The sequence below is a fragment of the Polaromonas aquatica genome, assembly GCF_042659145.1.
Lineage (GTDB): Bacteria > Pseudomonadota > Gammaproteobacteria > Burkholderiales > Burkholderiaceae_C > Polaromonas > Polaromonas aquatica.
Genome location: NZ_JBHSRS010000079.1, coordinates 60,881 through 80,855, shown reverse-complemented (window position 1 = coordinate 80,855; position 19,975 = coordinate 60,881). Strand labels below are relative to the sequence as shown.

Annotated in this window: 18 protein-coding genes; 13 read left to right on the top strand and 5 right to left on the bottom strand. The window is 59.2% G+C overall.

Annotated elements, in window-relative coordinates; translation table 11 throughout:
• Positions 1–90: 90 nt before the first annotated feature.
• On the top strand, positions 91–984 hold the full coding sequence (locus ACFQND_RS15535; RefSeq protein ID WP_371434856.1) for a lysophospholipid acyltransferase family protein: 894 nt from the start codon (positions 91–93) through the stop codon (positions 982–984).
• The gene (locus ACFQND_RS15530; protein ID WP_371434857.1) at positions 981–1,880 is read left to right on the top strand and encodes a lysophospholipid acyltransferase family protein; all 900 of its coding nucleotides are present in this window, start codon (positions 981–983) and stop codon (positions 1,878–1,880) included. Before ACFQND_RS15535 ends, ACFQND_RS15530 begins: the two co-directional genes overlap by 4 nt.
• 127 nt (positions 1,881–2,007) lie before the next feature.
• Here ACFQND_RS15530 and ACFQND_RS15525 read toward each other — a convergent pair whose 3' ends face one another.
• Positions 2,008–2,919: an alpha/beta fold hydrolase gene (locus ACFQND_RS15525; RefSeq protein WP_371434858.1), complete on the bottom strand. Its 912-nt coding sequence runs from the start codon at positions 2,917–2,919 to the stop codon at positions 2,008–2,010.
• Positions 2,920–3,012: 93 nt separating this feature from the next.
• Positions 3,013–3,759: a ribosome biogenesis GTP-binding protein YihA/YsxC gene (gene yihA / locus ACFQND_RS15520; protein ID WP_377414090.1), complete on the bottom strand. Its 747-nt coding sequence runs from the start codon at positions 3,757–3,759 to the stop codon at positions 3,013–3,015.
• Positions 3,760–3,922: 163 nt separating this feature from the next.
• Here yihA and ACFQND_RS15515 point away from each other — a divergent pair, with 163 nt between their 5' ends.
• From ACFQND_RS15515 to ACFQND_RS15495, 5 genes are all read left to right on the top strand, one after another.
• Entirely contained in the window at positions 3,923–4,567 is a 645-nt protein-coding gene (locus tag ACFQND_RS15515) for a c-type cytochrome (protein WP_377414087.1), read from the top strand.
• 184 nt (positions 4,568–4,751) lie between these two features.
• Positions 4,752–6,938, top strand: coding sequence for a cytochrome c biogenesis protein ResB (locus ACFQND_RS15510; protein ID WP_377414084.1), 2,187 nt, complete (start codon positions 4,752–4,754; stop codon positions 6,936–6,938).
• On the top strand, positions 6,935–8,320 hold the full coding sequence (gene ccsB, locus ACFQND_RS15505; RefSeq protein WP_371434862.1) for a c-type cytochrome biogenesis protein CcsB: 1,386 nt from the start codon (positions 6,935–6,937) through the stop codon (positions 8,318–8,320). The genes ACFQND_RS15510 and ccsB overlap by 4 nt, the downstream gene beginning before the upstream one ends.
• Positions 8,321–8,403: 83 nt before the next feature.
• Positions 8,404–9,402: a protein-methionine-sulfoxide reductase catalytic subunit MsrP gene (gene msrP, locus ACFQND_RS15500; RefSeq protein WP_377414081.1), complete on the top strand. Its 999-nt coding sequence runs from the start codon at positions 8,404–8,406 to the stop codon at positions 9,400–9,402.
• 139 nt (positions 9,403–9,541) lie between these two features.
• On the top strand, positions 9,542–10,207 hold the full coding sequence (locus ACFQND_RS15495) for a protein-methionine-sulfoxide reductase heme-binding subunit MsrQ (protein WP_377414078.1): 666 nt from the start codon (positions 9,542–9,544) through the stop codon (positions 10,205–10,207).
• A 15-nt stretch (positions 10,208–10,222) separates the two neighbouring features.
• Here the strand turns inward: ACFQND_RS15495 and lysA are convergent, their stop codons facing one another.
• Positions 10,223–11,542, bottom strand: coding sequence for a diaminopimelate decarboxylase (gene lysA / locus ACFQND_RS15490; RefSeq protein ID WP_377414075.1), 1,320 nt, complete (start codon positions 11,540–11,542; stop codon positions 10,223–10,225).
• Positions 11,539–11,748: an LPS translocon maturation chaperone LptM gene (gene lptM / locus ACFQND_RS15485; protein ID WP_377414114.1), complete on the bottom strand. Its 210-nt coding sequence runs from the start codon at positions 11,746–11,748 to the stop codon at positions 11,539–11,541. Before lptM ends, lysA begins: the two co-directional genes overlap by 4 nt.
• A gap of 12 nt (positions 11,749–11,760) precedes the next feature.
• Between lptM and cyaY the strand changes: the two genes are divergently transcribed.
• Positions 11,761–12,096: an iron donor protein CyaY gene (gene cyaY / locus ACFQND_RS15480; RefSeq protein ID WP_377414072.1), complete on the top strand. Its 336-nt coding sequence runs from the start codon at positions 11,761–11,763 to the stop codon at positions 12,094–12,096.
• Between the two features lie 32 nt (positions 12,097–12,128).
• Here the strand turns inward: cyaY and ACFQND_RS15475 are convergent, their stop codons facing one another.
• Positions 12,129–14,558 carry a penicillin-binding protein 1A gene (locus ACFQND_RS15475; RefSeq protein ID WP_377414069.1) on the bottom strand — a complete coding sequence of 810 codons (2,430 nt, stop codon included), beginning with the start codon at positions 14,556–14,558 and terminating at the stop codon, positions 12,129–12,131.
• A 269-nt stretch (positions 14,559–14,827) separates the two neighbouring features.
• On the opposite strand from ACFQND_RS15475, the gene ACFQND_RS15470 reads away from it, so the two are divergent.
• From ACFQND_RS15470 to pilQ, 5 genes are read left to right on the top strand one after another with little or no spacing between them, the layout of a single operon-like run.
• Positions 14,828–15,907: a pilus assembly protein PilM gene (locus ACFQND_RS15470; protein WP_371434869.1), complete on the top strand. Its 1,080-nt coding sequence runs from the start codon at positions 14,828–14,830 to the stop codon at positions 15,905–15,907.
• Positions 15,904–16,536 carry a PilN domain-containing protein gene (locus ACFQND_RS15465; protein ID WP_371434870.1) on the top strand — a complete coding sequence of 211 codons (633 nt, stop codon included), beginning with the start codon at positions 15,904–15,906 and terminating at the stop codon, positions 16,534–16,536. Before ACFQND_RS15470 ends, ACFQND_RS15465 begins: the two co-directional genes overlap by 4 nt.
• A gap of 13 nt (positions 16,537–16,549) precedes the next feature.
• Entirely contained in the window at positions 16,550–17,224 is a 675-nt protein-coding gene (gene pilO / locus ACFQND_RS15460) for a type IV pilus inner membrane component PilO (protein ID WP_377414066.1), read from the top strand.
• Positions 17,221–17,775 (top strand): pilus assembly protein PilP, encoded by a 555-nt coding sequence (locus tag ACFQND_RS15455; RefSeq protein ID WP_371439324.1) that lies wholly within the window; start codon positions 17,221–17,223, stop codon positions 17,773–17,775. Before pilO ends, ACFQND_RS15455 begins: the two co-directional genes overlap by 4 nt.
• On the top strand, positions 17,772–19,880 hold the full coding sequence (gene pilQ, locus ACFQND_RS15450; protein ID WP_371439325.1) for a type IV pilus secretin PilQ: 2,109 nt from the start codon (positions 17,772–17,774) through the stop codon (positions 19,878–19,880). Before ACFQND_RS15455 ends, pilQ begins: the two co-directional genes overlap by 4 nt.
• Positions 19,881–19,975 lie beyond the last annotated feature (95 nt).

Below are 19,975 nucleotides of genomic sequence, written 5' to 3'. Positions count from 1 at the left end.
CTCAGCGACAGCCGCAATTATATGATGCGGTGCTTTTTGCGGCATTTGCCGTATTTTTAATTCCCTGCCCGCATATCCCTCAATCTCTAGATGCTCTGGCTTTTCCGTTTTTTCGCCCTCTGGCCGTTGTCGGCCCTGCACACCCTGGGCGGTGCGCTGGGCTGGCTTGTCTGGGCTGCAAGCCCCGGGTACCGTGCGCAATTCCGTGCCAATGTCGCGCAGGCGGGCCTGCCTTTTGAGTCGGCAAAACCGGCGATTGCGGAGGCCGGGCGTTTTGTGGCCGAGCTGCCCAAGCTGTGGATGCGGCCGCAAAACGAGTCCTGCCTGGGCAATGTACAGCTCGAGGGCCAGGAACATGCCGTGCAGGCTTTTGCCCAGGGCCGGGGCGTGATCTTTTTTGGCCCGCACTGCGGGAGTTTCGAGCTTGGCCCGCAGGCGCTCGCGGAGCTTTACGGCCCAATCACGGCGATTTACCGGCCCGCCCGCAAACGCTGGCTGGCCGCGATTGAGCAGGCCACCCGGCAGCGTCCGCAGTTGACGGTGGTACCCGCCAGCCTGAGCGGCATACGCCTGATGCATAAAACCTTGAAGGCCAACCAGGCCGTGGCCTTGCTGACCGACCAGGTGCCGCCCGAGGGCCTGGGCGTCTGGGCACCGTTTTTTGGCAAGCCGGCTTACACCATGACCCTGGCCGCGCGCCTTGCCCTGCAAAGCGGCGCGGTGCTGCTGCCGGTGAGCTGCGAGCGCCTGCCGCGCGGCCGCGGGTATTTCGTGAAAATCTGGCCGGCGATTGGCGGGCCTGCTGAAACGCCAAAAGAAACGCTAAAAACCGATCTGCTGGCCGTCGTGACACGCATCAACCAGGCGATTGAGGCCATTGTGCTGAGCCAGCCCGGCCAGTACCTGTGGGGTTACGGGCGCTACAAGACGCCGCGCAACGAAGCCGCACATCACGACGATGAACCCAGGAAGGATGTCCATTGAGAACGCCGCGCCAATGGGCCAGCTACCTTTTCACCCGGGCTGGCATTATTTTCATGCAGGTGCTGGCTGCTTTGCCCCTGGGCCTGGTGCGGGCCATGGGCAAGGCTTTGGGCTGGTTCCTTTATTTTGTGGTGGTTTCGCGCCGCCGCGTTGTCCAGACCAATTTATTGCTATGTTTTCCGGAGCGATCTGACGAGGAGCGGCAGGCGCTGACGCGGCAAACCTTTATTTATTTTGCGCAGGCCTGGCTGGACCGTGCCTGGTTGTGGCACGCATCGCCGGAGAGGGTGCGCCAGCGTGTGCAGCTCACGGGCGCTGTTGAGGAACTGGGGGGCAAGGAGCCGACCGTTTTTTTTCTGCCGCACTTTTTCGGGATGGATGCCGCCTGGGTTGCGGTGGTCCTGCGATCGCCGCCGCGGCAGTCGACCACCATCTATACCGACCAGTCCAACAAGCTGGTGGACCGCTGGATCTTGCGCGGCCGCCAGCGTTTTGGTTATTTGCGTCTGTTTGGCCGGATCGACGGCGTCAAACCCATCGTCAGCGCATTGCGGGAGGGCCAGCCGCTTTATTTGCTGCCGGACATGGACTTCGGGCCGGAAGACTCCGTGTTTGTTCCCTTTTTTGGCATGCAGGCGGCCACCGTGCCTTCGCTGCCGCGCTTTGCCCGCCTGGGTCGGGCAAAGGTGGTGCCGCTGTTGTCACGCCTGACCGCGACTGGTTATGAGGTGGAAGTGCTGCCGGCCTGGCAGGACTACCCCAGCGATGACCTGGTGGCCGATGCAGCGCTGATGAACCAGCGCCTGGAAAGCTACATCAGGACCATGCCGTCCCAGTACTACTGGGTGCACAAGCGTTTCAAAAGCCGGCCCGAAGGCGAAGCTTCGGTTTATTGACCCGTTTTACTGCTTCGGCAGGGCTGAGACCGCTTTTTTCTCGTATTTTTAAGCCAAAAGTGTCTGTGGCCGGCGTTGAATGCGCGCAGTCAGCTATCGTTTTAATAGCGCTTTGCGGCTTCTTTCGTTAAGCCAGAAACTGCTGCAGGCAACGTGCCACCAGTTCGGGCTGCTCATGCACGATCCAGTGCGTGGCACCTTCAATGCGCTTGAGCGTCATCTGCGGCACGTAATCGTCCAGGCCGTCCAGCAGCGCAGGCGGCAGGGCGGTGTCGTTCATGGCCCAGAGCACCAAGGTGGGCAGGTGGACTTCCAGCATCTCGCGTGGAATCGTCACAGCCGCTGCCGCCGGGTCGTTGTGGGGCGGACCCGGCCGGGGCGGGCGCAGGGGCGAGGCCCGGTAGTAATTGAGTTGGCCGGTCAGTCCGCGCTGCCAGACCTCGCGGTACTGCGCCCTGACACTGTCCGTCAGCCACGGATAGGGACCATCGGCTGCGCCCATATTGGTAAAAAATGTCCAGAGCCTTTGGTAATCGTTGGCCGCCAGCAGTGTTTCAGCGTCTGGTCGAATCAAGAAATTCATGTACGCGCTGGCCGCCTGCTGGGCTGGGGAATGTTGCAACTCACGCAAGAAAGTCCCGGGATGCGGCGAGTTGATGATGGCCAGTTTTTTCATCAATTGCGGTTGGCCGGCTGCCAGGTTCCACGCGACGGCGCCGCCCCAGTCGTGGGCAACAAGACATTCGATCTGTGGACCTTCAATAGCGATAAGCGCCGCAATGTCCTGCACCAGGTGTTTGGGCCGGTAGGCGGCAATGTCGGCCGGCGCGCTTGACTGTTCGAAACCGCGCAGATTGGGGGCAATGCAGCGAAAACCGCCGTTTTCCGGTTTGGCGAAATGCTCCAGCAGTCCGTCCCATACAAAGGCCGCCTCGGGGAAGCCGTGCAGAAACATCAGTACCGGCCGGCCCTTTTCGCCGCTGCTGCGGCACGAGAGCGTGATGCCGTGGGGCAGGGTTTGCAGGCTGGTTTCAATCATGGCGCTACTTTTTTGATAGCTGATTGCGCAGGATTTACGGTGGCCAGGGGCAGTTTTCCCTTTAATTTTGCTGAAAAGAGGCTCCGGAGGTGCTCAGTCAGCCGCTTCGCCGCCGGTTTCGCCATCGGCATCGGCCTTTTTAGGTTTTTCAGCTTTTTCCGGCGGGTGCGCCCAGTCCCACAGGTGCTGGGCGACTTCATCGATACCTTGTTTTTTCAGCGCCGAAAAGAGTTTGACGTCGCCGCCGCCTGCCTGCAGTTTGACAATCTGCAGGGCCTTTGCCGCTTCGGTCTTGTTGAGCTTGTCGGATTTGGTCAGCAGAACGAGGAACTTCAGGCCTTCCTCCACCCGTGGCCGGATCACGTCCAGCAGGATTTCGTCAAGCTCCGTCAGGCCCAGGCGCGGGTCGCACAGCAGCACCACCGCCTTGAGGTTGTCGCGTGTCTGCAAATAGTTGCCCATGACCTGCTGCCAGCGGTATTTGGCTTCTTTCGGCACGGCCGCATAACCATAACCGGGCAGGTCGGCCAGCACCGCATCGGTCACGCCCTGTTTGCCCAGCGTGAACAAATTGATGCTTTGCGTGCGCCCCGGCGTTTTTGAGGCGTAGGCCAGCCGGTGCTGCTGTGTAAGGGTGTTGATGCAGGTGGATTTGCCTGCGTTGGAACGGCCCACAAATGCAATCTCGGGCACCTCCAGCCGCGGCAGATGTTTCAACTCCGGTGCGGTGGTCAGGAATTTGGCCGTGTGCAGCCAGCCCATGGCGATCTTGGGATCGGCAGCGGACGTGGTCTTGGCCGGTTTGGCGCTTGCGGAGGAGGCAGGTGTGGATTCGGTCATGGTCGGGCGGTCCCTGAAAGTGTGTCGCCAAACGCGGCGCGGCGTTGGCATGTGGTGGCGGGCTACCGCAGCAATCCTCCAACAAATGGGGAATGCCTTGAAGCCATTGTAAAATCAGAAAGTTATAAGTTTTGTGCGCCAACCCATTAAAACATCCCCCGATATGAAGCTGTTTGTTACTTCCCTCCTGGCCGCCGTTCTGGTTGTGCCCGCCATGTCGTCGTTTGCTGCTGGTGAAGCCGCACCTGCTGCGGCCGCCAAGGTGACCAAACCTGACCTGGTCAAAGGCGGGGCCAGCTTTGCCGCCGTGTGCGCCAGCTGCCACGGAGCCGATGGCAATTCCGGCACGCCGGCCAACCCCAAGCTGTCACAGCAGCACCCGGAATACCTGGTCAAACAGCTGCAGGAGTTCAAGTCCGGCAAGCGCAAAAACCCCATCATGCAGGGTTTTGCTGCGGCACTCTCCGATGACGACATGAAAAACGTCGCCTATTGGGTTACGGGTCAAAAAGCCAAGCCAGGTTTTGCCAAAGACAAGGACCTGGTGGCGCTGGGCGAGCGTATTTACCGCGGCGGCGTCGCCGATCGCCAGATTGCCGCCTGCGCCGGTTGCCACAGCCCCAACGGCGCCGGCATCCCTTCGCAATACCCGCGCCTTTCGGGCCAGCATGCCGACTATGTCGCCACGCAACTGACTTCTTTCCGTGATGGCAGCCGGACCAACAACCTGTCCATGAGCCAGGTGGCGGCCAAACTCAATGACCGCGAGATTCGCGCGCTGGCCGATTACATCGCCGGCCTGCGTTAAGCAAAGCCGTATTGGCAGGTTGACGGTTTTTTTCTGAAGAAGCGTTCAGATTCCCGCCAGTTATTGAACCCACAGGCGTAAAACCAGTCACAGCAGGGCGGGTCTTTCTGACGAAAGCCCGCCTTTGTCATTTTTCAGCTTCCCTGTCCAAGTCCCAAGCCCGACCAACCCAAGATCCATACGCATGACAGTTTCCACCCAAGGCATGAACGTCAACTGGGGCTCCCGCACTGCGCGGGCGTCGGTGGAGTTGTTGTCCTCCATGCGGTTTTCGATTTCGCTGCTGACCGTCATCTGTATCGCGTCGGTGATTGGCACGGTGCTCAAGCAGCAGGAGCCGCTGGGCAATTACGTCAACCAGTTCGGCCCGTTCTGGGCGCAGGTCTTCAGCCTGGTGAGCCTGAACACGGTCTACAGCGCCTGGTGGTTTTTGCTGATTCTGGCTTTCCTGGTGATCTCGACGTCGCTGTGCATTGCCCGGAATGCGCCCAAGATCCTGGCGGACTTCAATGAACTGAAAGAAGACCTGCGCGAGAAAAGCCTCAAGGCTTTTGGCCATCGGGCCGAGGGCACTCTGGCAGAGTCGCCAGAAGTGGCCGCACGCCGCATCGGCCAGACGCTGGTGCAAAGCGGCTGGAAGGTCAAGCTGCAGCACAGGGACGCCGGCTGGATGGTGGCAGCCAAAAAAGGCACGGCCAACAAGCTGGGTTATATCGCGGCACACAGCGCCATCGTGCTGGTGTGCATAGGCGGCCTGCTCGACGGCGACATGATTGTGCGTGCGCAGATGCTGCTGCATGGAAAAAGCACCTACACCGGCGGCGGGCTGATCGCCGATGTGCCTGCGCAGCACCGCCTGAGCGACAGCAACCCGACCTTTCGCGCCAACCTGCTGGTGTCGGAAGGTGCGCAGTCCAGCACTGCCATCCTGAACCAGCCGGGCGGCGTCCTGCTGCAGGACCTGCCGTTTTCGATTGAGCTCAAAAAGTTCATCGTCGAGTACTACTCCACCGGCATGCCCAAGCTCTTTGCGAGCGACATCATCATCCACGACAAGGAAACCGGCGACAAGATCCCGGCGCGGGTCGAAGTCAACCATCCGGCCAGCTACAAGGGCGTGGAGATTTACCAGTCCAGCTTTGACGATGGCGGCTCCAGCGTTACGCTCAAGGCCATACCCATGGCTGCCGCCAGCAAGCCGTTTGAAATCCAGGGCACGATTGGCAGCTCCAGCGCGCTGACCAACGGCAGCGAAAAACTGACGCTTGAATACACCGCCTTGCGTGTCATCAACGTCGAGAACTTTGCACAGGGTGCGGGTTCAGGCGCGGACGTGCGCAAGGTCGACCTGCGCCATGCGATTGACACGCGCCTGGGCGCGGCCAACAAGACAGCGACGCAGAAAGAGCTGCGCAATGTGGGGCCCAGCGTGAGCTACAAGCTGCGCGATGCGTCTGGCCAGGCCCGCGAGTTCAACAACTACATGCTGCCGGTCAAGGTGGACGAGAGCGAAAGCAGTCCGGCGGTGTACCTGCTGGGGGTGCGTGAAAACCCCATGGATGCCTTCCAGTACCTGCGTATCCCGGTCGATGCCGAGGGCGGCATGAACACCTTTTTGCGCATGCGCGCGGCACTGGCGGACCCGGTCCAGCGTGAGATGGCCGTCAAACGTTACGCTCGCATGGCAATTGACGAAGACCGCCCGGAGCTTGTCCGGCAGCTTGCAGCCTCGGCCTCGCGTGCCATGGCCTTGTTTGCGGGTGCCGGGCCCGAGGGGGGCTCGTCCGGCGATGCCGCCACAAAGGTCGCGGGTTTGCAGGCCATCTCCGACTTCATGGAGGTCAATGTTCCCGAGGCCGAGCGCAATCGGGCCGGCGAGGTGCTGGTGCGTATCCTGAACGGCGTGTTGTTTGAGTTGACCCAGATGACGCGGCAGCAGGCGGGTCTGCAGCCGCTGCCGCAGGACGAAAAAACCCAGGGCTTCATGGCCCAGATGGTGCTCAGCCTGTCCGATGCCCACCATTACCCGGCGCCCATGGCCTTTGAGCTCAAGGACTTCACGCAGGTCCAGGCCAGTGTGTTCCAGGTCGCGCGTGCGCCCGGCAAGACTATTGTTTACCTGGGCTGCGCCTTCCTGATCCTGGGCGTGTTTGCCATGCTGTATGTGCGTGAGCGCCGTGTCTGGGTCTGGCTGGCGCCAGGCGGCGGCAAGCCGGACAATAGCGGTGATGACAGTGGTGCCGCGCAATCGGTGCCAGAATCTGCCGGAAGCAGCCACGCCACCATGGCCTTGTCCACCAATCGCAAAACCATGGACGGGGACAAGGAGTTCGAGATGTTGAAAACGAAACTGTTGCAGGCGCCTTTATGAATACCACGAGCATCAAGACCACCACACTGAGTGCAAAGCGCAATTCCGGTGCTGGCAGCACGCTGAGCCTGAACCAGGGCTACTTCGCCAGACGCAACGCGCTTGACTGGGTGTTCGCCGTGCTGGTGACGGTAGGTTTGCTTTATGCATTCGGCCGCTACGGCGCGTTCATGGATGTGTATGAAAAAGGCATCCTGCTGGCAGCCATTCCGGCAACGATTGCCATGGGCTGGTTCTGGCGGCCTTTGCAGGTACTGATGGTGGTGGTTGCCGGTTTTGCCTTGCTGGGGATCGCGTCCTACCAGGTAGATGGTGCGGGTAGCCTGGCGCGGTCTGAACAGGTGTTCTGGCTCAAGTACTTTTTGTCCAGCCAGTCGGCAATTTTGTGGATGAGCGTGCTGTTTTTCATGAGCACCATTTTTTACTGGCTGGGCATGTTCAGTAAAAACCAGAGCAATGCATTCGAATCCCTGGGCTCCAAAATTGCCTGGGTGGCCATAGGCATGGCGCTTATCGGCACGCTGGTGCGCTGGTACGAAAGCTACCTGATTGGCGCCGATGTGGGCCATATCCCGGTCAGCAACCTGTATGAAGTGTTCGTGCTGTTTTGCTGGATGACTGCGGCTTTTTATCTTTATTTTGAAGCGCAGTACAAAACCCGCGCGCTTGGCGCTTTCGTGATGCTGGTGGTCAGCGCCGCCGTCGGTTTCCTGCTCTGGTACACGGTGATACGCGAAGCGCATGAAATCCAGCCGCTGGTGCCCGCCCTCAAAAGCTGGTGGATGAAACTGCACGTGCCGGCCAACTTCATCGGCTACGGCATGTTCTCGTTGTCGGCCATGGTGTCGCTGGCCTACCTGGTCAAGCAGCAGGCGGATGAAACGCGCTGGTACAAACTCACACCCCTGTGGATGCTGGGCGTTGTGCTGTGTTTCCTGCCTGTCGTGTTCCGCAGCAAATCGCCGGCAGAAGTGGGCGGCAGCTATTACTGGGTCGGCTACCTGGCGGTTTCAGGATTGATCGCAGCCGGCATCCTGCTGGGCCGCAAACGCATTGCGGCGCGCCTGCCCAGCTTTGAAGTGCTGGACGACGTGATGTACAAGGCGATCGCTGTCGGTTTTGCCTTTTTCACCATTGCCACGGTGCTGGGCGCGCTGTGGGCGGCTGAAGCCTGGGGCGGTTACTGGAGCTGGGATCCGAAAGAAACCTGGGCGCTGATTGTCTGGCTGAACTACGCCGCCTGGCTGCACATGCGCCTCATGAAGGGCCTACGCGGCACCGTGGCCGCCTGGTGGGCACTGGTCGGGCTGGCCGTGACGTCGTTTGCCTTCCTGGGTGTCAATATGTTCCTCTCTGGTTTGCACAGTTACGGAACCTTGTAGCGACAAGGTGAATCCTTGCAACAAGACGCCGCGTATAAAGACCAGGCCCTACGGGAATTACCCGGATTTACAAGGATTCCACCATGCTCATCAAGACCAACGCCAGCGGGTTTGACCACCCGTTTTCCAGCGAGATCACTCCCCAGGCGGCTTACCAGGGGCGGCGGGACATGATCCGGTTGATGGCGACAGGCGCTGCGGGCGCCGCACTGGCTGGCTGGGCCGGGCGCGAGGCATTGGCGCAGACCGTGCAGAAACCCGGCAAACTTGCTTCCTTGCCCGGCGGCAAGTCGGCTGTGTCCGGTGCGGTGACCATGGAGAAGGTCACCGATTACAAGGACGTCACCTCGTACAACAACTTCTACGAGTTCGGCACCGACAAGGCTGATCCGGCCAAAAACGCCCACACGCTGGTCACAAAACCCTGGTCTGTCGCCATTGAAGGGCTGGTCAAGCAGCCCAAAAGCTACACGCTGGAAGACCTCATCAAGCTCAGCCCGCAGGAAGAGCGCATTTACCGCCTGCGCTGTGTCGAAGGCTGGTCCATGGTGATTCCGTGGGTGGGCTATTCGCTGTCCGAGCTGATCAAAAAAGTGGAGCCGCTGGGCAGTGCCAAATACGTGGAGTTTGTCACCCAGGCCGACCCCAGGACCATGCCTTTTGTCGGCTCACGTGTGCTGGACTGGCCCTATGTCGAGGCCTTGCGTATGGACGAAGCCATGCATCCGCTGGCCTTGCTGACTTTCGGCATGTACGGCGAGGTGTTGCCGAACCAGAATGGCGCGCCGGTGCGTATGGTGCTGCCCTGGAAATACGGCTTCAAAAGCGGCAAGAGCATTGTCAGGATACGCTTTACCGACAAGGAGCCGCGCACGGCCTGGAACAAGGCCGCCGCACAGGAGTACGGTTTTTATTCCAACGTGAACCCGAACGTGGACCATCCGCGCTGGAGCCAGGCCACAGAGCGCCGCATTGGCGAGGACGGCCTGTTTGCCAAGAAGCGCAAGACGCTGATGTTCAACGGCTACGAAGCGCAGGTTGGCCAGCTTTACGCGGGCATGGACCTGAAAAAGAATTTCTAGAAATGTTGACCCCCACGCTCCCCACTACGTGTGCTTCGCTGCCCCCTGAGGGGGCCGTCGCCTGCGGCCCGGCAAAGCCGGCTCCGCGGCTGGTTGATCCGTACGGCGCGCTGCCCTTCGGTGATTTCCCTCGATGGTGATGTCGCGTCAGAAATTTCTGCTGCATCCTGCGGCAAAGCCCATCCTTTTTCTGATTTGCCTGCTGCCTTTTTCCTGGCTGGCCTGGAATGTTGTGCAGGCCCAAATGGGCAATGCCAATGTGTTGGGCGCCAATCCGGCGGAACACCTGATTCGGGCCACCGGCGACTGGACGCTGCGTTTTATATGTATCGTCTTGGCGGTCACGCCGCTGCGCGTGATCAGCAACACGCCGACGCTGGCGCGCTTTCGCCGCATGCTGGGGCTGTTCGCCTATTTTTATGTCGTGCTTCACCTACTGAGTTACAGCTGGTTCGACATGGGCTTTGACGCAGCCGACATTGCGAAAGACATCGCCAAGCGGCCTTTCATTCTTGTGGGCTTTTCGGCTTTTCTGCTGCTCACGCCACTGGCCGCTACATCGTTCAACGCCGCGATCAAGGCCATGGGCGCCAAACGCTGGCAGACGCTGCACAAGCTGGTCTACCTGATCGCAGGCCTGGGGCTGCTGCACTTTTTCTGGATGCGCGCCGCCAAAAACAACTTTGCCGAAGTGTTTGTGTATGCCGCCATCATCGTCGTGCTGCTGGGCTGGCGCGTGATGCAATATTTAAGGAAAAAGAGGCTGCAGCTCAATAAGATAGGGCGCAGCCAGCTATCAGGTTGATAGCGATTCAGACGCTTATCCAGCCACCAGATGCTCATGGCGCATCTGGTCTTGCGAGCTTTCGCGCTGCCTGATCAGGTGCACGGCTGCGCCATCGACCAGAATCTCGGCGGCCCGCCCCCGGGTGTTGTAGTTGCTGGACATGCTCATGCAATAAGCACCGGCTGACAGCACGGCCAGGCGGTCGCCGGCCGCTACGGCCAGTTCGCGGTCACGCCCTATCCAGTCGCCGCTTTCACATACCGGGCCCACCACGTCGTAGGTGGCTGCCGGGGTTTCCTTGCCATTCACCAGGACCGGAACAATGGCATGAAAGGCCTGGTACATCGCCGGGCGTGGCAGGTCGTTCATGGCTGCATCGATGATGCAGAAGTTTTTATGTTCGCCGGGTTTGACGTAGAGCACCTCGGTCAGGCAGACGCCGGCATTGCCGACCAGCGAGCGCCCGGGCTCTATCATCAGTTTTTTGTTTCCGTAACCCCGCGCATCCAGCTTGGCCAGCAACTGCTGCCAGAGCACGTCGGCCTCGGGTGGCGTGTCGTTGTTGTAGTTGATGCCCAGCCCGCCGCCGAAGTCGATGTGCTCCAGCGGGATGCCTGCACCCTCGATCGCGCCTACCAGGTCCAGCACGCGGTCCATGGCATCGAGGTAGGGTGTAGTGTCCGTGATTTGCGAGCCGATGTGGCAATCGATGCCGACGATCTTCAGGCCTTTGAGCGAGGCGGCGTGTTGGTAAATGCGCAGGGCGTCCTCATGCGCCACGCCGAACTTGTTGTCCTTCAGCCCTGTGGAAATATAGGGGTGTGTTTTCGGGTCTACATTGGGATTGACGCGGATGCTGACGGGCGCGCGTAGGCCTGCGGCCAGGGCCACTTCCGACAGTACGTCCAGCTCTGCTTCACTCTCGACATTGAAGCAGCCGATGCCGGCCGCAAGCGCCTGGCGCATCTCGGCGCGGGTTTTGCCAACGCCCGAGAAAATGATCTTGCCGGCTTCACCGCCAGCGGCCAGCACGCGGTCCAGCTCACCGCCCGAGACGATGTCAAAGCCGCAGCCGGCGCGGGCAAATACCTGCAGCACGCCCAATGAGGAGTTGGCCTTCATGGCGTAGCAGATTTGCGCATGACGCCCGGCAAAGCCGCGCTGATAGGCGGCCAGCGCTGCCAGCATGGCGGCTTTGGAGTACACAAACAGTGGCGTTCCATGGGTGGCGGCCAGGGTATCCAGTGCGATATCTTCTACATGGAGGGTTTTGTCACGGTAGGCCACAAACGGGTGGCCCGGGAGCGCGGCGTGCAGGGGGGACTGGCCCAGTGGAGCGTAAGGGTTGCTCATCTGGAAGCCGATGCGGGCAGTGCGGGGGCTACGACTGCGGGTTGGGGTGCAGAAACCGCAGGGACAGGTTTTACCGGTGGCGGCAGAAACAGGGGGCCCTTTTGCCCGCAACCGGCCAGGCCTGACAATCCCAGAACTGCAAATGCAAGTCCATGGCGCCATGAGGCACTTGGCTGGCGGCCTAAAATTTGAAATGAAAAAACCATGATGGGATTGTAATGACGGACCTTGAATATCTGGACCATGCCGAGAAGGCCCTGAAGGCTGTTGAACTGGCATGCGACCGGATCAACGATGAGACCGACGCGGACGTCGACAACCAGCGCACCGGCGGAATGATCACGCTGACGTTTGCCAACCGCAGCCAGATCGTCATCAACCTCCAGAAGCCCTTGCAGGAAATCTGGATGGCTGCCCGGGCCGGCGGTTTTCATTACAAATTCAATGGCCGCCAGTGGACGGACACGAAGGACGCCAGCGAGTTTTTCAGCGGACTATCGCGTTACGCCAGCGAGCAGTCCGGGCAGACGCTGGGTTTCAAACCGCTGGACTGACAAGGCCAGTCCAGCGGTTGACCGGCCTGGCTTCAGTTCTTGAACAGGTCCAGAATCCGTTTCTTTTCATCCGCAGGCGGTAAAACGGAAATTGGCGCACCGGGCGTGCCGGGAGTCGTTCCCGGCTGGGCCGCATTGGCTGCGGGGTCCTGCTGTCCCAGCCCCACGCTGCTCACCCCGGCGCCCTTGGCGTACTCGTCGTAATACCACTCGCCGCCCACATTGACCACGCCCTCGGGTACGGGGATGTCGGTGACCGGCACGCCCTTGAGGGCATAACCCATGAAGTCGATCCAGACCGGCAGGCTCAAGCCGCCGCCGGTTTCCCGGTCGCCCAGGTTTTTAGGTGTGTCAAAGCCCATCCAGACCGCGGCGGCCAGGGTTGGCTGGAAGCCGACAAACCAGGTGTCAATCGAGTCATTGGTCGTTCCGGTCTTGCCGTAGATGTCCGGGCGCTTGAGGGTTGCCTGTGCCCTTGCAGCCGTACCGGATCGCGCTACCTCCTGCAGCAGGCTGGACATGATGAAGGCATTGCGGGCATCAATGCCGCGCGTGGCTTCGCTTGGTGCCGGCGTTTTGGTTTCAACCAGTACCTTGCCTTTCTGGTCGGTAATTTTGGTGACGAGGTAGGGATTGATGCGGTAGCCGCCATTGGCAAATTCCGAGTATGCGGTGACCATTTGCATGGGTGTCACCGAGCCGGCACCCAGCGCCATGGTCAGGTAGGCGGGGTGCTTTTCGGCGTCAAAGCCGAAGCGGGTAACCCACTCCTGGGCATAAGGCGCGCCTATGGCCTGCAGTATGCGGATGGAAATCATGTTCTTTGATTTCTTCAGGCCGTTTCGCAGGGTCATGGGGCCTTCAAACTTGCCGTCGTAGTTTTTGGGTTCCCACGGCTGGCCGCCGGTGACGCCGGCATCAAAGAACAGCGGTGCATCGTTGACAACCGTGGCGGGTGTGAACCCTTTTTCAAGGGCGGCAGAATAAATGAAGGGTTTGAAGCTGGAGCCCGGCTGGCGCCAGGCCTGCGTGACGTGGTTGAACTTGTTTTTCTCAAAGTCAAAGCCGCCGACCAGGGCCCGGATCGCACCATCGCGCGGGTCCAGCGCGACGAACGCACCTTCCACTTCGGGCAACTGGGTGATTTCCCAGGTACCTTTTGGCGTTTTGGCGACGCGAATCACGGCTCCCCGGCGAATCTTGATGTTGGGCGCGGCTTTATCGGACAGGCCGGACTGCGCGGGCTTGAGGCCGTCACCTGTGATTTCAACGCTTTCGCTGTTCTGCCGCATTGCCAGGATACGCTTGGGATTGGCTTCGAGAACAACCGCCGACATCACGTCGCCGTTGTCCGGGTTGTCGGTCAGGGCGTCATCGATGGCATCTTCAAGCTCCGCTGCGTCTGCCGGCAAATCCACAAACTTTTCGGGTCCCCGGTAAATCTGGCGGCGCTCGTAATCCATGATGCCCTTGCGCAGCGCCTTGTAAGCCATGGTCTGGTCGGTTGCGCGCAAGGTGGTGTACACATTGAGTCCGCGCGTGTAGGTCTGGTCGCCATACTGGTTAAACACCATCTGGCGCACGGTTTCCGCAACGTATTCGGCATGTACGCGGCCCGCGTCGGGGCCTGACCTGACGGAAAGCTCCTCTGCCTTGGCGGCCGTGGCCTGAGCGCTGGTGATGAAGCCGTTGTCTTCCATGCGCTCAATGATGTAGAGCTGCCGGGCGCGGGCGCGCTTGGGGTTGATGATGGGGTTGTAGGCCGACGGCGCCTTGGGCAGGCCGGCCAGCATGGCAGCTTCTGCAATCGTGATGTCCTTGAGCGGCTTGCCGAAGTAAGCCTCGGAAGCGGCCGCGAAGCCATATGCCCGGTTGCCCAGGAAGATCTGGTTCATATAGATCTCAAGGATCTGGTCCTTGGTCAGCAGGTGCTCCAGCTTGAAGGTCAGCAGGATCTCGTAGATCTTGCGGGTATAGCTTTTTTCGGCCGACAGGTAGACATTTCGGGCTACCTGCATGGTGATGGTCGAGGCGCCCTGGCTTTTGGCCCGGCCCACGTTGGCCAGGCCCGCACGAATCACGCCGAGATAGTCCACACCGCCATGTGAAAAGAACCGTGCATCTTCAATGGCCAGCACGGCATCTTTCATGACCTGGGGAATGTCCTTGATGGGTGTCAGGCTGCGCCGCTCTTCGCCGAATTCGCCAATCACAACGCCATCAGCGGAATAGACCCGCATGGGCAGCTTGGGCCGGTAGTCCGACAGGTCGGAGATATCGGGCAGGTTGGGGTAGGCCACTGCCAGCGCGACGGCGACCACCATGAGAATGCTCAAGGCGCCGGCCGCCGCCAGGCCCGCCCCCCAAAGGGAGAGTTTGATCAGCCAGCGAAGCCAGGGCGGACGGCTTGAAAGGCTGGATTTTGGGTCGGGAGAGGCTGAAGTGGAAGGGTTTGGCGGCATGTAGGCAATCGTAAAGGCGCGCAGCTATTATAAAAATCAGGGGGACCGGAAACTGTGGCCGGGTAAGCGCAAGGCCGCACTTTTACCTTTTGAAGCCCTAAAGTGCTTGAGCACGGATTCTCCCCGCCTGGTAAAAAGCGTCGGGTTTTGACAACGGTAATAGTAAGCGAAACAGGAAAAATCCATACTGTACAAAGGGCTTGCTGATAGTATTCAAGTGATTTCTTAAGTATGCAAGGCTACTCATTAGCCGTCATTTGGGGACCGTCTTGATCTCTTTGGGGTCTTTATTCAACCGCCAGGAACCGCCATTGCTGGGTCTTGATATCAGTTCGTCCAGCGTGAAGCTGGTGGAATTGAGTCGGGACAAAGCGGGCCAGCTTGTGCTTGACCGCTGTGCCATCGAGCCGCTGGAGCGCGGCTGGATTACCGATGGCAACGTCGAAAAGTTCGACGAAGTGGCCGAGGCTGTGCGCCGCGTGGTCAAAAAGAGCGGGACGCGCACAAAACATGTGGCCATGGCCCTTCCTGCCTCGGCCGTCATTACCAAGAAAATCATTCTACCGGGGGGCTTGAGTGAGTCCGAGCTTGAAATCCAGGTGGAGTCCGAGGCTAACCAGTACATCCCTTTTTCGCTCGACGAGGTAAGCCTGGATTTTTGCGTGGTGGGGCCAAGCGCCACCTCCAGTGGTGACGTCGAGGTGCTGATTGCCGCATCCCGCAAGGAAAAGGTACAGGACCGCCAGGGTTTGGCTGAAGCTGCGGGCCTCAAGCCCGTCGTTGTGGATGTGGAGTCCTATGCCTCCCGGCTGGCCACTGCGCGCCTGATTGAAAGCCTGCCCAACAAGGGCGTGGATACCATGGTTGCGCTGTTCGAGGTCGGAGCCCTGACAACCAGCATGCAGGTCATCCGGAATGATGAAGTCCTGTATGAGCGCGACCAGGCCTTTGGCGGTGCCCAGCTGACCCAGTTGATTGTGCGCCAGTATGGTTTTTCACCTGAAGAGGCCGAAAATAAAAAACGTAGCGGCGATTTGCCTGATGACTATGAGTCGGGTGTTTTAAAGCCTTTTGTGGAAAGCATGGCCCAGGAAATCGGGCGTGCCCTGCAGTTCTTCTTTACCAGTACGCCGCACAACAAGGTGGACTACGTCATGCTGGCGGGGGGGTCTTCGGCGCTTCCCGGGCTCACCGAGTCGGTGACGCAGCAGACCTCGTTTGCAAGCATGCGGGCCGATCCTTTTGACGGGATGACGATCGGCAACAACGTCCGTGAAAAAAAGATGCGGCGTGAAGCTGCATCGTATTTGACGTCGTGCGGTTTGGCTCTGCGGAGGTTCTTGCGGTGATTCTGGTCAATCTGCTCCCCCATCGCGAGGCGGCGCGCAAGCGCAAACGCGAACTGTTTTTTACGACACTGGGTGTCGCCGCCCTGGTGGGCGGGCTGATTTGCGGTGCCGTGTATTCGTGGTACCAGGCACAGATCTCGAGTCAGAACGACAGGAATACCGTACTCAAATCCGAAATTACCAAGCTCGAAGGGCAGATCAAGGACATTGCCGGGCTGCAGCAGGAAATTGCCGCACTTCGTGCGCGCCAGAACGCGGTCGAGGATTTGCAGGGCAACCGGAATTTGCCGGTCTACCTGTTGACTGAGCTGGTCAAGCAGTTGCCCGACGGCGTGTATATCAACAGCATGAAGCAGGACAACCAGGTCGTGTTGTTGACTGGTGTTGCCCAGTCCAACGAGCGCGTATCGGAACTGCTTCGCAATCTTGGCAACAACAGTCCCTGGCTGACCCGGCCCGAACTGATTGAAATCACCGCCGCGAATGTGGCGTTGTCCGCTCGTGACCAGAGGCGGGTGTCCAATTTCTCCATGCGTGTTGTGCTTAAGCGTGCAAGTGATCAACCCAAATCCCCTGCGTCGGCTGCGAGCGGGTCCGGATCCACGGTCCCGGCGCCTGCCAAGGTTTGAATCAGAGTTGACCATGGCAAAAATTCCCAAACCCAATATTGATTTCGCAGGCCTTCAGGCCAGCCTGAAGGCACAGTTTTCAGGCCTGGATCCCAATGATCCGCCGTCGTGGCCTGCCTTGCCGCGCTATCTTCTGTGTGCAGCGGTGGCTGTGTTTGTCATTGTCGGCCTCTGGTTTGTATGGCTGAGCTCCTCGGATGAAGAGTTGACTGCGGCGCGCGAAAAGGAAACCCAGCTCCGGGGCGATTTCACAAAAAAACTCTCGCAGGCTGCCAGCCTGGACGCCCTGAAAAAGCAACGCGAACAGGTTCAACAGTACGTTACACAACTTGAAAAACAATTGCCCAGTAAAGCAGAAATGGACGCCTTGCTGTCGGACATTAACCAGGCCGGTCTGGGACGCAGTTTGCAGTTTGAGCTGTTCAGGCCCGGCCAGGTGAGCGTGAAAGAGTATTACGCCGAGTTGCCCATCGCGGTGCGTGTGACGGGCCGTTACCACGACATCGGTGCCTTTGCCGCGGATATTGCCAATCTCTCCCGAATCGTGACCTTGAACAACCTGACGCTGGTCCCGGCCAAGGAGGGTACGCTGACGATGGATACCACCGCCAAAACCTTCCGCTACCTGGATAACGACGAAGTTGCCCTGCAGCGTAAAGCCGGGCCTGCCAAGGGAGAGAAAAAATGATCTCCTGTAAACAGGTATCCACCCGGGCATTGCTGATCGGTTGCCTATTGGGGCTGGCCGGTTGTGGTGCGTCGGATGAGGAGCAATTGCAGCAATGGATGACGGAGCAGCGCAACCAGACCAGGCCCAGGGTTGAGCGTTTGCCCGAGCCCACCAAATTTGCTCCGCAGCCTTATACCCAGGAGGGCTCCACGGAGCCTTTCAGCAGTCAAAAACTGGCACAGGCCCTGAAACGGGATTCAAACCAGGTGACGGCCAATGCCGCCTTGATTGCGCCGGAACTGGCAAGGCGCAAGGAGCCCCTGGAGGCTTCCCCGCTGGATGCGGTTGTCATGGTGGGCAGCCTCATCAAGGTGGGGCAACCCGTTGCGCTGGTGCGCGTTGACAACCTGCTTTATCAGGTTCGTGTGGGCAATTATCTGGGCCAGAACTACGGCCGTATTACCAAGGTTTCGGAGACGGGCCTGACTTTGCGTGAGATTGTCCAGGATGCCGCCGGCGAATGGATAGAGCGAGCGGCGACTTTACAGCTTCAAGAGGGATCAAAATGAACAAGCAGGCATCGACATCCAAAACAGTTGCCCGAAGAGGCAGCCGGCAGGGCTTGCTTGGGGTTGTGCTGGCTTGCGCCTCCATTTCGATTGCAATATTTGCGGCAGCGTTTTCACCCTCTGCGCAAGCTGCCAATGCGATCCAGTCTGTGACTGGTTCTGTCCAGGGTGGCTCTGAGGTTATCCGGATTGACCTGGCTGAGCCCCTGGCTGCAGTTCCAACGGGTTTCAGCATCCAGACGCCGGCACGCATTGCGCTTGATTTCCCTGGGGTTGACAGCGCCATGGGGCGCTCGGCTGTTGATATCAATTTGGGCAATATGCGTTCGGCCAATGTGATCCAGGCCGGAGGACGGACCCGAGTAGTCCTGAACCTCAAGGCTTCAACAGCGTACAGGGCCGAGATACAGGGAAAATCCCTGCTGGTCACGCTGGACCCCGTGGTTGCTGCGGCCCCTTCGGCTGTTGCGGCGCCTGTATTCGCTGAAAACCGCAATCGTGACATCCTGCCTTTGAAGGACCTCGATTTCAGGCGTGGCCCTGACAGTTCCGGGCGTATCGTGGTGGACCTGCCCAATAACCAGGTGGGCGTTGACATTCGCCAGCAAGGCCAGACACTGGTGGTGGAATTTTTGAAGACCGCGCTTCCTGAAGGCCTGCGCCGTCGCCTGGACGTGGCCGACTTTGGTACTCCGGTGCAGAGCGTGACAACTTTCCAGTCCGGCGACAAGGTGCGCATGGTGGTCGAGCCAAAGGGCTTGTGGGAGCACAGCGCATACCAGAGCGATAACCAGTTTGTGCTGGAAGTGCGTCAGCAAAAAGTTGACGCCAACAAACTGACGCAAGGGCCGGGTTATAACGGCGAAAAATTGTCCCTGAATTTCCAGAATATTGAAATCCGTTCTCTCCTGCAGGTGATTGCAGATTTCACCAACTTCAATGTCGTGACTTCCGATACGGTCACTGGAAATGTCACGCTGCGTTTGAAGGATGTACCCTGGGACCAGGCGCTGGATATTATTTTGCAGGCCAGAGGGCTGGGAATGCGTAAATCGGGCAACGTCCTGCTTATCGCGCCCAAGGATGAGCTGGCTGCCAAGGACAAGCTTGACCTGGAGTCTAAAAATGCAATTCAGAGCCTGGAGCAGTTGCGTACCCAGGATTTCAAGCTGAACTATGCAAAGGCATCGGATATCGCCGTCAATTTGCGGGGCGTGGGTATTGGCGCAACCAAGATGCTGTCGGCCAGGGGCAGCGTGATTGCTGAAGTGCGAACCAATCAGTTATTTGTAACAGATGTGCCTTCCTCGCTTGAGCAGGTGCAGGCCCTGATCGCCAAACTCGATATTCCCGTGCGACAGGTGTTGATAGAGGCGCGGATTGTGGAGGCTGCTGACACATTCGGGAAATCTTTGGGCGTCAGGCTTGGAGGACAGCCGTTTAATCAAAATGCCAACTCGGCTTTCGGAGGTAGCTACAACGCCACCACCGCAGGCACGACAGCTGGAGAATTTGTAAGTTTGCCTGGGGTCGGGCAGAACGGGTTTCCCGCAGCCACATTTGCTGTATCTTTATTCAACGCTGCAAAAACACGCTTCCTGAACCTTGAGATATCTGCTGCGGAGGCAGATGGCAAGGGAAAAATTGTGTCCAGCCCCCGCATCGTGACGGCCGACCAAGTCAAGGCGATCATTGAGCAAGGCACTGAGTTGCCATACCAGCAAGCCACATCCAGCGGCGCTACGTCGATTGCTTTTCGTAAAGCCAATCTGAAGCTTGAGGTCACGCCGCAGATCACGCCCGAGGGAAATATCATTCTTAACGTGGACGTTAACAAGGACAGCGTGGGCCGTTCTACTGCCAACGGCTTTGCCATCGATACCAAACACATACAGACGCAGGTGCTGGTCGAAAACGGTGGAACGGTTGTGATTGGCGGTATTTACGAGCAAAACGATCGTGAAGACGAAACCAAGGTGCCATTCTTTGGGGACCTGCCGGGCGTCGGCAACCTGTTTAAAACCAAGACCCGCACGGCTACCAAAAATGAGCTGCTGGTGTTCATCACGCCCAAAATGCTGACGAATGGGGCGCCGTTGCGTTAAGCCTGACACAGTCGTTTGGCATGAAAAAATCCCCGCTGGTCAATTGATGGCGGGGTTTGCGACTTTCTCATACTGCAGGCAGGCGTAAACTCCCG